The organism is Kribbella sp. NPDC002412, assembly GCF_053592935.1.
Genome location: NZ_JBSFBL010000027.1, coordinates 95,970 through 108,191, shown reverse-complemented (window position 1 = coordinate 108,191; position 12,222 = coordinate 95,970). Strand labels below are relative to the sequence as shown.

The 12,222-nt window shown below is 68.6% G+C and carries 10 protein-coding genes and 1 pseudogene; 8 read left to right on the top strand and 3 right to left on the bottom strand.

Annotation, left to right across the window (positions count from 1 at the left end):
* A pseudogene (locus ACWCOV_RS22360) lies at positions 1-337 on the bottom strand (PucR family transcriptional regulator); the annotation flags it as partial.
* A gap of 91 nt (positions 338-428) precedes the next feature.
* Between ACWCOV_RS22360 and ACWCOV_RS22355 the strand changes: the two are divergent.
* The 3 genes from ACWCOV_RS22355 to ACWCOV_RS22345 all read left to right on the top strand — a co-directional run bounded on the left by ACWCOV_RS22355 (position 429) and on the right by ACWCOV_RS22345 (position 3,230).
* Positions 429-1,694, top strand: a complete 1,266-nt coding sequence (locus ACWCOV_RS22355; protein WP_449831214.1) for an NAD(P)/FAD-dependent oxidoreductase — start codon at positions 429-431, stop codon at positions 1,692-1,694.
* 256 nt (positions 1,695-1,950) lie between these two features.
* A complete protein-coding gene (locus ACWCOV_RS22350; protein ID WP_449831213.1) occupies positions 1,951-2,352 on the top strand; it encodes a VOC family protein in 402 nt (133 codons plus the stop codon).
* A gap of 74 nt (positions 2,353-2,426) precedes the next feature.
* Complete coding sequence (locus ACWCOV_RS22345) at positions 2,427-3,230, top strand: hypothetical protein (protein ID WP_449831212.1); 804 nt, start codon at positions 2,427-2,429, stop codon at positions 3,228-3,230.
* Between the two features lie 28 nt (positions 3,231-3,258).
* On the opposite strand, the gene trxA is transcribed toward ACWCOV_RS22345, so the two are convergent.
* Together trxA and ACWCOV_RS22335 are read right to left on the bottom strand one after the other, a co-directional pair.
* Entirely contained in the window at positions 3,259-3,648 is a 390-nt protein-coding gene (gene trxA / locus ACWCOV_RS22340; protein ID WP_449831211.1) for a thioredoxin, read from the bottom strand.
* Between the two features lie 144 nt (positions 3,649-3,792).
* Positions 3,793-4,668: an aldo/keto reductase gene (locus ACWCOV_RS22335; protein ID WP_449831210.1), complete on the bottom strand. Its 876-nt coding sequence runs from the start codon at positions 4,666-4,668 to the stop codon at positions 3,793-3,795.
* Positions 4,669-5,084: 416 nt separating this feature from the next.
* On the opposite strand from ACWCOV_RS22335, the gene ACWCOV_RS22330 reads away from it, so the two are divergent.
* The 5 genes from ACWCOV_RS22330 to ACWCOV_RS22310 are packed head-to-tail and all read left to right on the top strand — an operon-like array spanning position 5,085 to position 12,222.
* Positions 5,085-6,317: a conjugal transfer protein gene (locus ACWCOV_RS22330; protein ID WP_449831209.1), complete on the top strand. Its 1,233-nt coding sequence runs from the start codon at positions 5,085-5,087 to the stop codon at positions 6,315-6,317.
* A 52-nt stretch (positions 6,318-6,369) separates the two neighbouring features.
* Positions 6,370-6,654, top strand: coding sequence for a hypothetical protein (locus ACWCOV_RS22325; protein ID WP_393150258.1), 285 nt, complete (start codon positions 6,370-6,372; stop codon positions 6,652-6,654).
* Positions 6,654-7,217, top strand: a complete 564-nt coding sequence (locus tag ACWCOV_RS22320; protein WP_449831208.1) for a hypothetical protein — start codon at positions 6,654-6,656, stop codon at positions 7,215-7,217. The genes ACWCOV_RS22325 and ACWCOV_RS22320 overlap by 1 nt, the downstream gene beginning before the upstream one ends.
* On the top strand, positions 7,214-10,222 hold the full coding sequence (locus ACWCOV_RS22315; protein WP_449831207.1) for an ATP-binding protein: 3,009 nt from the start codon (positions 7,214-7,216) through the stop codon (positions 10,220-10,222). Before ACWCOV_RS22320 ends, ACWCOV_RS22315 begins: the two co-directional genes overlap by 4 nt.
* A complete protein-coding gene (locus ACWCOV_RS22310) occupies positions 10,219-12,222 on the top strand; it encodes a hypothetical protein (RefSeq protein WP_449831206.1) in 2,004 nt (667 codons plus the stop codon). Before ACWCOV_RS22315 ends, ACWCOV_RS22310 begins: the two co-directional genes overlap by 4 nt.

Below are 12,222 nucleotides of genomic sequence, written 5' to 3'. Positions count from 1 at the left end.
GCAGCCAGACCACGTGGGCCCACGTGACGCTTGGCTGCAGCGCCACGAGCGTGAGCAGCCACCGCTCGGCGGCCGCGACCACGGTGGGCTCGTGGGCGAGCGTCGTACGCAGAACGACGCCTGAGGCGTTGCCGGCCGCGCAGCGCTCGACCAGCTCAACCGCATCCTCCGCGTCGCGGAGGCCCAGCCCCAGCACCAGGTCGCCAGGCTGGCCGGTCGCGGGCTCCTGCGGGTCGGCGAGGAAGACGTCACGGACCTCTCCGTCGCCCTTGCCGGTCACCACCACTTCGAACAGGGCGGGGCCGACGGCGACGATCAGGTCAGGCGCGGTGATCATGCAGGTTATTGTGCTCTGAGCACAGTGATTTGTCTCTTCAGTGGTGTGATCGCACCATGACAGCCGTGCGCGGCGGCCGCACCATCGATACATGGCCGCTGTTGGTTCCACACACATCGTTCCCGATCGCGTCGCTGTCGTCGGCGCGGGCATGGTCGGACTCGCCACCGCCTGGTTCCTCCAGGAAGCCGGCGTCGAGGTCACCGTGCTCGATCGCGAAGGCGTCGCCGCGGGCGCGTCCTGGGGTAATGCAGGCTGGCTGACGCCCGGCCTGGCCACCCCGCTGCCGGAGCCGGCAGTCCTCAAGTACGGCGTCCGTGCGGTGCTGAGCCCCTCGTCACCGGTGTACGTTCCGCCGACCGCGAGCCCGCGGCTCCTCAAATTCCTCACCCGCTTCGCTCGCAACAGCACCGCCGGACGCTGGAAGACCGCGATGGAGTCGCTGGTCCCGATCAACCGTCAGGCCCTGCCCGCGTTCGACTTCCTGGCCAAGGCCGGCGTCGAGGCGCAGACGTACGAGGCCAAGTCGTTCCTGGCCGCGTACCGCACCGAGGCCGAGCGCAGCGTGCTGCTCGAGGAGATCGAGCACATCCACGCGGCCGGCCAGGGCATCGAGTTCGAGGCGATCAGCGGTGACGACGCCCGTGAGATCGAGCCCTCGCTGTCGGACGAGATCGGGGCCGCGATCCGGTTGCACGGGCAGCGGTTCATCAACCCGGGCCAGTACGTGCAGATGCTGGCCGACTCGGTGACCGCCCGGGGCGGGCAGATCATCAGCGGGGTCGTCGTGAAGGACATCGTCGACGAGATCCGCGGCGTCCGCCTCGTCACCGGCGACGGCGAGACCGACCCGTTCGACGCCGTGGTGATGGCGACCGGCGCGTGGCTCGGCGACCTGTCCCGGCAGTTCGGCGTGAAGAGCGTCGTCCAGGCCGGGCGTGGGTACAGCTTCAGCGTGCCGATCGCGCACGTGCCGGCCGGCCCGGTGTACTTCCCGGCGCAGCGGATCGCCTGCACGCCCCTCGGTGACCGGCTGCGGGTCGCCGGGATGATGGAGTTCCGCAAGCCCGACGCGAAGCTCGATCCGCGCCGGATCGACGCGATCGTCGAGGCGGCCCGGCCGCTGCTGCGCGACGCCGACCTGGACGCCCGGAGCTTCGAGTGGGTCGGACCGCGGCCCTGTACCCCGGACGGTCTCCCGCTGATCGGCGCGACCGCGTCGCCGCGTGTGTTCGCCGCCGGCGGTCACGGTATGTGGGGTATCACCCTCGGACCCATCACCGGACAGTTGCTGGCCGAGACCATCACCACCGGCCGTACTCCGAGCGAGTTGGCTCCGTTCGACCCGCTCCGCTGACGGCAACGGGAGGGACCCCAACGACGTGGTCCCTCCACCCGGCGCTGACCCACACGTCGTGCGGCCTCCGCAAGGTGGCCCTCCCGGGCGGTTTCTGCCTCACCCGCCCTGCGCCTCAACGGCTCACCTCCGCCGCACCGGTCAGCCCCCGGAGCGGGCCCTGGCGAAAGATCTCCTGCCCAGGGCCCGCTCCCGCCGTTTTGTCGGCGGCTGATGACAGGGTGGCCTCCTTGACCCTGCGAGGAGGACCGTCTTCATGGTGCTGCGCTGGTACACCCTTGTCATCGACTGCCACGACGTGCGCAAGCAGGCCGCCTGGTGGGCCGAGGCACTCGGCTGGAAGACGATCTACGAGACCGACGAGGAGTGCGTGAACGTCCCCGGCTGGGTCGACGAGCAAGTCGTGCGCGACACCCCTTGGGAGCGGATCGGCCCGGGCATGACCTTCGTCCCGGTCCCCGAAGGCAAAACCCTCAAGAACCGCCTCCACCTGGACCTCGCCCCGCACACCACCCAAGACCGCGACGCGGAAATCGCCCGGCTGGAAGCCCTGGGCGCCCACCGCACCGACGTCGGTCAACCCGCCGACGCCGGCTTCACCGTCCTGACCGACCCCGAAGGCAACGAGTTCTGCATCCTCAGTTCACGGGACGACTGACCTCCAACGTTGCCGAACGTCCGCCCTGGGCGCACCATCGGACTCAACCGCACCAAATCAGGGAAGGCCGGGGGATGCCAGACACGTACGACGGCCCGCCGGCCACGGCTCGCGGCGCTCCACCGCAGTTCCAGCCGCGGCCTCCGACCGAACGGCAGCGGAAGAGCAGCTGGCTCGATCAAGCACCGAGCACGCTTGATGTAGCCGCCCGTGCTGCCTGTTTGCTCGCGGGGGCGGCGTTGCTGGTCACGAGCATCGTCGCGCTCTTCGCGGACGTCGATCGGACCAGCCTGTTCGCCGTACTCGTCGCGGGCCTGCTGTTGCTGATCATGCCGACCGTCGTCGATCGGATCCGGACGCAGCGGCTCGGCCAGTTCGAGGTGCAGCTGGTCCGGCAGATCGCCGGGAGCGCCCGGGGTGCGGCCCAGACGCTGCAGCGGCTCGGCCTCGGCCGCGAACTCGACGCCTATGCCACCGTGTACACCGAGTTGCGCGGACCGGAGCTCAAGGACGTCCGGGGGATGGTCCTGGACCGGATCGTCGACCGCGTGGCCGGCGCCGCCCGGGTGGAGAAGTTCGACAAGGACGAGGTGAAGGCGATGTTCACCGAAGGCACGCCGGTCGTGCGCGTGCTGGCGCTCGGCCTGATGGAGGGCGATCCGTCCTTGGTGGACGCTGCGGTGCTGCTGGAGGCGGTCAGCCGATCCTCGAGTGGGAACGAGCAGTACCACGCGCTGAGGCTGGTTCGGGACCAGTGGAGCCGGCTGTCGCCGGCCGAGCGCGCCAACCTGCGGTCAGCGATCGAGGCAAGTCCTCAGATCGAGCCTGGAACGGCCCGGCACCGGGTGGCAGACGAAATCCGGATGCTCACCGTGTGAGCATCCGGATTCGTTCGGGCACGTGCGGTCAGTGCGTGTGCGGCTCGGTGCCGTGCTCGGCTTCGTGGGCGGCGATCTGGGCGCGGACCTCTTCCATGTCGACCGCGCGGAGCTGGCCGATCAGGTCCTCGAGAGCCGCGGCCGGGAGGGCGCCGGGCTGCGAGTACAGGACCACGCCGTCACGGACCGCCATCAGGGTCGGGATCGAGCGGATCTGGAACGCCTGGGCGAGCTCGACCTGCGCCTCGGTGTCGACCTTGCCGAAAGTGATGTCCGAGTGCGTCTCGGACGACTTCTCGAACACCGGTCCGAACATCTTGCACGGGCCGCACCACTCCGCCCAGAAGTCCACCAGCACGAGGCCCTCGCCACTGACGACCTCGTTGAAGTTCTCCTGGGACAGCTCGACCGTTGCCACTACGACCTCCGAAGTTAGACGAATACAGCCTCTACAACACCAGGCCGGCCGCCGGTGTTCCCGCCCGGCTCGCGGGTCCGCCGTACAAGCGCTTGACCCTGACCGGAATGCGGATCGGCGAGTGTGACCTGGCACACGTCGAGGTCAGATCGGCATGTCCACGAAGGGTGACGAGTAGTCCTGCACCTCGCCGAGGATCGACGCGGCGTCCTCCGGGGTCAGATCGGCCCGCTCGCGCTCGGCGATCACCATCTGCTGCAGCAACCGGGTCTCGCCGGCGGTGGCCAGGCCGGTGATCTCCGGGTGCCCGTTCAGCAGCCACGCGGTCGCCGCGGTGATGTAGCGCTGCTCGTCGAACGGCCGGTACCAGGTGTCGTACGTCTTCTCCTCGCCTTCCTGCCAGTTGCGCCGGGCAATCATCTTGATCGTCATCAGGGCCGCGTCGGACGCCTTCACCGCGTCCACCAGGGCTGCGTAGTCGGCGGCGTACTGCGGATCCGTCGACAGCCGGTAGTTGAGCGGGGTCAGCACACTGTCGAAGTCGAACCGGCGGAGCCCCTCGGTGTGCACGGCCGGCGCCTGCGCGGTGTGCCCGGTGATTCCGATTGCCCGGACCAGTCCTTCTTCCTTGGCACGGATCGCGGCTTCGAGCGATCCGCCTTTGCCGGTGACGAGATCGAGGTTCTCCAGGTCGCAGACGGCGTGCATCTGGATCAGGTCGACATGGTCGGTCCGGAGCCGCTCGAGCGAACGGTTGATCTCGGCCCAGGCTTCTTCGTAGGTACGGCGGCCGGTCTTGGTCGCGAGGAAGATCCGGTCCCGGATCTCCGGCATCCGCGGACCGAGCCGGATCTCCGCGTCGCCGTAGTCGGCGGCGACGTCGAAGTGGTTGATGCCGGCGTCGAGGGCCTCCTGGATCGAGGCGTCGGCCCGATCCTGGTCGACCCCGCCGAGCGACGCGGCGCCGTAGATCAGTACCGAGCTCTCGTGGCCGAGTCTGCCCAGTCGGCGAGTTTCCATCCTGGTCCTCCAGGGGGTAGCAGGGTTACTGAGACCCTATGCCCGCACCGCGGTTTTGACCCCTCGCCACGGGAGAGTTTTCCACAGGCTGGACGCATCAATCGGTTACTATGCGTGATCAGTTGATGCATTCTTTACCATGTTGTTCGCACGGATCTTCGAACCTGTCCGCCGCGTGTGGCATGGTGTGCGCTGCCCGATCGACCGGATCGGGCATGAGAGAGGAGCTATGACGACGGTACCGAAGGTGTCACTCTTGCCCATTGAGGGTGACACTGCCCGCGAGCGGGGTAACAGTATGGCTGCGGGGAGCGATGGAGCATCCGGATCCTGGTCTCAGGCCTCCCGGAGGGCAGTTGCTTGCCGTATTGTCCCGGCTACTGTCCGCGTAACTGCTGTCTGAGGGGCGGGTAGCGATGAGTTGGTGGCGAACGTTGCTGAACCTGCCGCCAAAAGGTGAGCACTGGTCGGACCAGCGCCGCACGAAGAAGCCGGGCAAGAGTCGCCCGTCGAGCACCGCGCCGGAGTGGTGGGACCACCCGGATGGCCCGGTGTCACCCACCCCTCGCCAGGCACAGGGCGTAGCCGCGCAGTACTCGGCTCCGCAGCCGCATCCGCCGACCGGCGGAGTGATGGCTCCGCCGCGCCGCCCGTCCGGTCGCACGCCGGACAGCGCGCATCGCACACCCGAACGTTTGAAACAGCGTTCGCCTCATGGTGCGCACCCCGCGCCCGCTCCGGTCCGGGAGCCGTTCGATCACGGGCAGCCGCCGTGGTCGACCGAGCCCGAGTCGTCGTTCTCCACCTGGGCACGGCGGTTCTTCCGCGGCCTGGTGGTCGTCGTGCTGCTGCTCGCCGCGATCAGCGGAATCCGCTCCTGGGTCGCGCCGAACCGCGCGCCGGAGACCGTCGTCAGCAATCAGAACAGCTTCCCGGTCGACGAGGCCCGTGCGGTCGCGACCAGGTACGCCGTTTCCTACCTGAACTGGGACGAGGCGAACCCGGACGCCCGTCCGAACCTGATCGCCCTCGACCTGGCGGCCGGCCTGGATACCCGGGCCGGGTGGAACGGTCGCGGGAAGCAGACCGCCGACACGGCGTACCCGGGAGAGGTGAAGGTCGACTCCGCCGGCGTCACGGCGGTGGTCGACGTACGCGTAGAGGTTCGGTCGTTCACCAAGCGCGGGCAGGCCTGGGTTGCCGGTCCGTACTCGTGGGAGCGGCTGTCCGTCCCGGTCGCCCGGACGGCGTCGCGCGTGGTGGCCAGCGGGCCGCCGACGTTCGTGCCGGACGAGCGGGCCGCGCTGCCGGAGAACATGCCGGAGGCCGGCATCGCGGACGACGATCTGACCGCGGCGACGCTGAAGGACGCGGAGGCCTTCTTCAGCGCGTACGCGGAGTCCGACAACAAGGTGTCGGCGGTGACCGCGCCGGGCTCGACGATCCGCAGCCTGAACGGCTCGGTGAAGTTCGGCGAGCTGAAGGACTGGCAGGTCTACACCGGCAACGACGACGAGCGGCGGGCGACCGCGGCCGTCACCTGGGACGGGGCGGGGGAGATCACCCTGGACCAGACCTACACGCTCACGCTGCGGCGGACAGTCGCCACGGACGGAGCACAGCGATGGCAAGTGGCTGCCGTCGGATGACACCAGCGACCCGCCGTCGGATGACCGAGGCAACAAGGGAGACACCGCAATGATGACGCACGAACTTGCTGCGAGCGTGGTTCAGCTCGCCGCGCCACTGGTCGACAGCAACGTCCCGACGGGCGCGGACTTCAAGGACTGGGTCCTGGTCATCGCGGGGAACATCTTCATCGCCATCCTCGTGCTGCGTGCCATCGGGCACTACTTCAAGCGCGAGTGGGGCGAGCTGTTCGGCCATATCGCGGCCGGGGTGCTGGTCGGTGGGCTGATCTACGCCAACAACCAGACCATCAACGTGCTCAAGGGCTTCTGGGGATTGCTGTCCGGAGGTAATTGATGCGCGTCGGCCGTACCCTGACCCACCACTTCGAGATCGAGACCAGGCAGTACGACCTGCTCGGCATCGACCTCGGAGAAGGCGCCCGGCGCCGGATGATCATCTTCGGAGCGGTCATCATCGTGCTCTGGGTCGCGCTGCTGATCCCGTTCATCGGGGTGCCGCAGAAGACCACCGTCAGCCTTTACATCGTCCCGCCGTTCGTGATCACCGCGTTCGGCTGGCGACCCGGTAAGTTCCACGAACGCCGCCGCCGCGTGACCGAGTGGGCGCTGGCCGTCCGCTACGCGTTGCGCGCCCACCGCCCGATCATCGGACTCGGCGCCCGGGCCGCCGACAAGACGGAGTACTTGCCATGGCGTGAGCGCGTCGCGACCCAGAAGGTGGCCAACCTGGCCAAGGCCAGGGTGACCCCGGAGTGGGAACGCGAGGTCGTGGTGGAGCTGGATCCGAGAGTCCGCGCCGGCGCGGACATCACTGTGAACCAGCGGGCCCGCCTGCTTGGGGCGGACCACGTGCAGCGGGTCAGTCGCAGGACGTCGTCTGGGAAGGTGCACGGATGAAGATCGCTGACAAGCTCCTGAACCTGGTGGGGGTCGGTCGTGAGCGCGGCCTGCCGCCGCCCCGGCTGGTCGCCATCGCGGACGGCCTGCTCGTCACCGAACGCAGCGCCGAGGCGTGGTTCCTGATCTCGGTGGCCAACACCGACCTCGCCACCGAGGCCGAGCAGGACGCGGCCCTCGACGCCGCGGTGAGCGCCGCCGCGACCATCCTCGGCGACCGGCTCAGCCACTTGAAGGTCGTGTGGGGCCGGTCCACCGGCCAGGACTACATCGACAGCGTGACCGGCCATTACCGGCTCGGCGACCACGAGTCCTGGGCACAGACCAGGGCCGACCGCATCGACGAGATGCGGATGCCGGAGCGGTACGTCGCCCTCGGCGTCCACCTGTCCGACCGCGACCCGCGCGCCACCGCCCAGGTCCGCGGCTCGATCAGCGACGCCCTCGGTACGACGTCCTGGCGCGTGAGCGCCCGTGAGCTCGCCCACCTCGACGAGCGGGTGCGCAAGCTCGCTCGCCAACTCGGCTCCACCGTCTGGCGAGCGCACACGGCGCCGGCCGAGGTGATCTCCTGGCTGATCAGCCGCGAGATGCACCGCGGCGCTGTCGCGGCCCCGCGCCGCGGCCTCATCACCGGTGCGTCGCTGGCCCGGCTCACGTCCGGTCGGGTCGTGCCGTACACCGACCACCTGCGCATCTACGACACCCGTGGCCAGATCGCGGCGTACACGACCGTGCTCGCGATGACCGACTTCCCCGAGGAGCTCGAGACACCGGGTGCGGGGGAGTGGCTGCGGACGCTGTCGGAGATCAAGGCGATCGACGACGACGGCGACGAGATCGACGTCACCGTCGAGGCGTCGGTCCGGTTCCGGGTGCTGACCAAGAAGACCGCTCGGCACCTGGTCGACGAGACCCGCAAGAGCGCCAAGGAACAACGTAGGTCCGCAGCCAAGGGCACCGCGGAGGAGACCGCTGACGAGATCGTGGAGACCGAGCGCGTCATGCGCGAGGTCAAGCGCGACATCAACCGCAGCGGCCTGACCCTTGTCGAGGACCACCCCCGTCTCCTGGTCAGCGCGGACACCCGCGAGGACCTGGAGGCGTACGTCGACGCCGTCATCGCGCACTACGCCGACCGCGGCATCACCGTCGCCGTCGGCGCGGACGAGCAGCGCGACCTGTGGCTGGAATCCTTGCCAGGTGACCAGTTGCGCGTCCCCGACCTCGGTCATGTCCGGGAGTCGACCGCGTTCTTCGGCTCGTGGTTCTGGGGTGGCGCGTCGATCGGTGACGCGACCGGTCCGGCCATCGGCTACCTGACCGGGTCGACGCCTGGTCTGGTGCGTTTCGATGCGGCGGCCGGTTCGGCTCTGGGTGACGCGACGACGACCTTGTTCCTGGGCCGTTCCGGTCGAGGCAAGACGACGGCCGCGATGCTTGGTGGTCTGGATTCGGCGTTCGCCGGCGCGTGGGTGCCGCTGCTCGACCTGAAGGGTGACGCGGCCGGCGTGTCCGCGGTCGCTGCGGAGTACGGCGTACCGACGGCTGTCATCGAGATCACCGCACAGTTCTCCGGCGCTGCCGACCTGCTGCGCGTGCTGCCGGTCGACGACGCGTTGCTGCAGGCGCCTTCGCAGCTGATGCTGCTGCTTCCGCCGCACCTGCGTGGTGCGGCCGAAGCTCCCGTCGTCGCCGCGACCCGGGCCGAGATCCAGTCGCCCGACCCGTCCTCGTGGGGCGTGATCCAGCGGCTGTGCCAGTCGGACTCCGAGACCACGCGTACGGTCGGTTTCGCCCTGCGCGACCTGGTCGAGACCGGTCTTGGCTCGGTCGTCGCCGGCCCGCCGTCCGGCCTGTCGTCGCTGACCACGAACCCGGGCCTGTGGGTCGTCCAGATGCCTGGCCTGACGCTGCCCTCACCCGAGTCGGCGCCGGAGTCCTGGTCGCCGATCGAACGTGTCGGCATGGCCTGCCTGCGCGGCTGCCTCGCCTGGATGGTTCGTACGACGGGACGCCGCGAGTTCCGTGGCCGCTCCAAGGTCGTCATCGTGCCTGAGGTCCACCTGCTCACGAAGACCCCGGACGGCGCGTCCTTCCTCGACTACATCGCGCGTGTCGGCCGTGCGCTCGGCGCCTCCCTGGTCCTCGACACCCAGGACCCGGCGTCGATCCTGAAGCTGCCGGGTCTGGTCGAGCAGATCACCACGCTGTTCGCGTTCAGCCTGCGCTCGCGCGAGCAGGTCGATTCCTTGCTCGAACTGCTCGGCCGGCCGCAGACCCCGCCGTACCAGACGCTCGTCCGCGGCATCAACACCGCCGCCAACGGCAAGAGCATCCGCCACGGCCACTGCATCATGCGCGACCGCTGGGACGAGGTCGCCACCGTCCAGATCGACATCCCCAGCCAGCAGGTGGCCGCCCTCCTCCGCACCACCCCGGAGTCCGAGCACGCCACCGAACCCACCCAACCCATCCTCCCGCCCGTCGAAGCAGACCCCTTCGCCGACGACGAGGAAGAAACCCCCCAACCCGCCGCCACCGCCACCGCCCAAGCCGAGGCCCACACCACCCAACACCCCGAGCCCGCGCACCCTGGCTCGACGCACCCCGCGCCGGCTTACGCCGAGCCAACACCCAACGGCTCGACCCAAGCCCAGCCGGCCTACGCCGAGCCATCGCCCAACGGGGCAACCCAGCCCAACCCGACGTACACCGAGCCAACGCAGCCGATCCCGACGCAGCACAACTCCCAGCCTGCGCCCGACCCAACGCCTGCCGAGCCGGCCCCCGCGGTGGCACAACAGAACGGCCACCCCCCAACCCCCAACGGCCAAGACCACACCCACCCCCTCCGCTACGAGTCCCCCATCGGCCCCGACGAGGTCTACGACCAAGAAGCCGACGAAGCCGCCTACAACGAAGCCATGTACCCCGCCTACGGCGAAGCCGGAGGCGAACAAACCCAACCCAAACCCCCCGGCAACAAGGAGCACGTCGCATGAGATGGCGGCGCCGAACCCGAACGGCGCTCACCGTCCTGGCGATCTCGACGATCCTCATGAGCCAGGTAGCCCTGGCCGCGGACCCCAACCAGGGGCCCACCAACCCGACAGGCTTCGCCGACCTCCTCCCGACCCCGGACCTGACGCACGGCGATACGCGCACGTTGTTCGAGCAGTACAGCCCGATGGTCTACGGCCTGGATTTCGACACCGGGATCTCGGACTCGTTCAACATGATCTTCAACGGCTACGCGTATCTCGTGATGATGTACATCGTCGCGCTCACGCGAGCCGCGATCTCGGTAGGTTGGTGGCTGTTCTCGTTCACTGATGTCAAGCCGCTGACCGACGCGACCTCGGCCGTCATTGGCGCGACCGGGAACCAGTTGGTTGGTTGGCTACTTCCGTCAGCCCTCGCGTTCGGTGCGGTCGCTGCCTACACCCAGCGACGGGCCACTGGAAGTGCCATGGGCCAACTGGTGTGGGTCTTCGTCGCAGGCATTCTCAGCATCAGCTTTGCGCTTGCTCCTGCGACCTGGCTCCGTGGGGTCGATGGAGCCCGCCAGTTGGGCGCCGGGGCAGTTATGACCGCCTCCTCCGATGCGTTGGGGCCGACGATGCAAACCCCGATCCCATGGCCGGAGCCAGGTTTCGCCGGTACGCCGAGAGACACTCTGCTGAGGAAGTCAGCGGATGCAAGTTGGCGCGGGTTTGCTGTTACACCGTGGTGCATCGCCGAGTTCGGTTCGATCGCCGCCTGTGAGCGATACGGCAAGGGGATGCTGGACGTCGGCAGCAACCCCGCTGACAGACGTGAATACATCAACAAGGTCGTCATCCCCGCCGAGGGAGGTGAAGACTCGCCCACTGCCAAATGGGTCAAGGGAGACAACCCGTTCGGCCGCACGGCAGTCGTCATGCTCGCTGCCATCGCGGCCACTCTGTTCGGTTTCCTCAACATAGGCCTGGCATTCACGGCGTTGATGGCGTTTATCGGTGCTTTGCTCCTACTTGTCGTCGGTGTCTTCTTTGCGTGTCTGTGGATCATTCCAGGCAGACCTCGCCAGTGGGGTTTGAACTGGTTCGAAGCACTCGTCGGTCTCGTGCTGCAGTCATTTCTCGCGATGCTCGTGTTCGGCACCGCGCTGACCTTGGTCACTGCGGTCTTCACGTTGAGCGGGTCGCTTGGCTGGCTTCCTGTCACCGGTCTGGCGATTGCTGTTCTGATCGTTGGATTCAAGCTGCGCCGGCTGTTGGACAGTCTCACCACAATGATGCGTCCGGGTGCTGGAAGCATCATGCTCGGTGGGCTTGCCCGACGTGGTGCCATGACAGCTGTCAGGCGAGTCATGGGTGCGTTGGGCAGCCGTGGTGCCGCGCCGGTTCCGGCCGAGCGGGGTCGGGACCGCGTACGCACTGGAGAGAGCGCCACTCAACGCGTGACATCGGTTCGCGTGTACCGCCAGGCTCCTGTCGTTGGTTCGTTGGGGCGGGGAGCTGCTGCCAGTTCGCCATATGAGCTCACGGCCGGGCCTGAGCGGCGGAAGGCGGATGGGACTGGAGCCCCAGGTGGATCCGGGCCAGGTGGACAGCAGGCGGGCGCTGAAGGTGGGGCCGTGCGGGCAGCGGGCGTGAGCGGACCCACCCGGAGCACCTCGGCCCTGAACCTCGCCCGCGCACGATCCCAGTCCAAGGGCGAAGGTCGCCGTACGATCTCCGTCTCGGCCGCCAACGTCGCGTCGGCAAGCGGCTCAGGGACCCGCAGCACCTCGGCAGAAGCCCGGAAGGCCCGTCACTCCCGCCGGCCGGCCCCGGCCGCGGCGTCGGTCAGTGAGCCGCGGTACGAGCCGAGGGCGTACACGCATTCGGCCAGCCTTCGCGAGGGGCCGCCCAAGGGCCGTCAGCGGCGTCGGGCGCCGGCTCCGCAGCCTCGCCGGTTCCGCGAGTACTCCGCGATGACGAAAGACGGCGTGACCATCCACGTGCCGACGCGCAGGTGA

Bases quoted from the DNA above. Each gene is read 5' to 3' on its own strand.
- ACWCOV_RS22355 (WP_449831214.1), top strand. From the start codon at position 429: ATGGCCGCTGTTGGTTCCACACACATCGTTCCCGATCGCGTCGCTGTC.
- ACWCOV_RS22350 (WP_449831213.1), top strand. From the start codon at position 1,951: ATGGTGCTGCGCTGGTACACCCTTGTCATCGACTGCCACGACGTGCGC.
- ACWCOV_RS22345 (WP_449831212.1), top strand. From the start codon at position 2,427: ATGCCAGACACGTACGACGGCCCGCCGGCCACGGCTCGCGGCGCTCCA.
- ACWCOV_RS22335 (WP_449831210.1), bottom strand. From the start codon at position 4,668: ATGGAAACTCGCCGACTGGGCAGACTCGGCCACGAGAGCTCGGTACTG.
- ACWCOV_RS22330 (WP_449831209.1), top strand. From the start codon at position 5,085: ATGAGTTGGTGGCGAACGTTGCTGAACCTGCCGCCAAAAGGTGAGCAC.
- ACWCOV_RS22325 (WP_393150258.1), top strand. From the start codon at position 6,370: ATGACGCACGAACTTGCTGCGAGCGTGGTTCAGCTCGCCGCGCCACTG.
- ACWCOV_RS22320 (WP_449831208.1), top strand. From the start codon at position 6,654: ATGCGCGTCGGCCGTACCCTGACCCACCACTTCGAGATCGAGACCAGG.
- ACWCOV_RS22315 (WP_449831207.1), top strand. From the start codon at position 7,214: ATGAAGATCGCTGACAAGCTCCTGAACCTGGTGGGGGTCGGTCGTGAG.
- ACWCOV_RS22310 (WP_449831206.1), top strand. From the start codon at position 10,219: ATGAGATGGCGGCGCCGAACCCGAACGGCGCTCACCGTCCTGGCGATC.